Source organism: uncultured Williamsia sp. (assembly GCF_947494875.1).
Classification (GTDB): domain Bacteria; phylum Actinomycetota; class Actinomycetes; order Mycobacteriales; family Mycobacteriaceae; genus Williamsia_A.
This window is the reverse complement of the sequence record NZ_CANLWM010000014.1, coordinates 1-1,333: the sequence shown is the minus strand read 5'-3', so window position 1 is coordinate 1,333 and position 1,333 is coordinate 1. Positions and strand designations below refer to the sequence as shown.

Sequence of the window (1,333 nt, the reverse complement as noted above, 5' to 3'; positions counted from 1 at the left end):
TGAATCGCCCCGGGTTTTGTGGAGGGCGGGTTATCCCAGCGCGGGTTCGCGGTGGGAGGTGTTCTCACGGTAGTACTCGTTCTCCATCTCGATCGGGGTTCGGTAGTCGATCGCGGAGTGCAATCGGTTCTCGTTGAACCAGTGCACCCAGGACAGGGTGGCCAGTTCGAGTTCGTCGACGGTGCGGAACGGTCCGTCGATTCGCACGCACTCGGTCTTGTAGAGCCCGACCACGGTCTCGGCCAGAGCGTTGTCGTAGGAGTCGCCGACGGTGCCGATCGAGGCGATGGCACCGACATCGGTGAGGCGCTCGCTGTAGCGCAGCGCGGTGTATTGCGTTCCGGCGTCGGAATGTTGGATCACTCCAGTCACGTCGTGGCCGGCGCGGTCACGGACCCACAACGCCATCTCCAGCGCGTCGAGTGGCAGGTCGGTCGGCATCCGCGCCATCGTCCGCCAGCCAACGATCCGTCGCGAGTAGACGTCGGTGACGAACGCGGTGAACGCCATCCCCGACCAGGTCGGGACGTAGGTGAAATCCACGACCCACAACTCGTTCGGTCGGGCGGCTCGGAACTGGCGCTGCACGTGGTCCGGTGCGCGCATCGCAGCCGGGTCGGGGCGGGTGGTGACGTACCGGCGTCCGCGTCGTACCCCGCGCAGCCCGTGCTGGCGCATCAGGCGCTCGACGGTGCATCGTGCCACGTCATGGCCCTCTCGGCGCAGCAGGTGCCAGATCTTGCGGGCGCCGCTGATCCCCCGCCCGAGCATCGGGTCGTGAAACACTCGCTCGATGTGGGCGATGAGTTCAGCATCAGCCAGGGTCCTGGCGCAGGCCGGACGGGTCTTGAACGCGTAATAGCCCGACGGGGCGATCGGCACGCCGTGCTCGGTGAGCACTCGGCAGATCGGCTCGACCCCGAAACGGGCGCGATGGTCGTCGATGAACTGAACTACCACGGCAGTCGCGGGTCGAGCTCCCGCGCGAAGAACGAGGACGCCGCCAACAAAATCTCGTTGGCACGCTTGAGTTCTCGTACCTCCGCCTCTAGCGACTTGATCCGTTGCGCATCGCTGGTCGTGGTCCCAGGGCGCTCCCCGGCATCGATCGCGGCCTGCTTGCACCACCCCCGCAACGTGTCGGCGTTGACCCCGACCCGTTGCCCGATCCGGTTCACTGCCGCGTTCAACGACAGCTCCGGATCCTCCTTGCGCGCCTCCGCCACGAGCCTCATCGCTCGCTCCCGCAACTCCTGCGGATACTTCCTCGGTGCCGGCACGAATCTGATCCTCTCGGGAAATCAGACCCTCCACCAGACCCGGGGCGATTCAG

At 66.2% G+C, this 1,333-nt stretch carries 1 pseudogene and 1 other annotated feature; the pseudogene reads right to left on the bottom strand.

The features are described 5' to 3' along the window. Positions 1-30: 30 nt before the first annotated feature. Positions 31-1,235: pseudogene (locus tag Q1A98_RS22325) on the bottom strand (IS3 family transposase). Beyond that, positions 868-996: a sequence feature (AL1L pseudoknot), on the bottom strand. It overlaps the preceding pseudogene by 129 nt. Positions 1,236-1,333 lie beyond the last annotated feature (98 nt).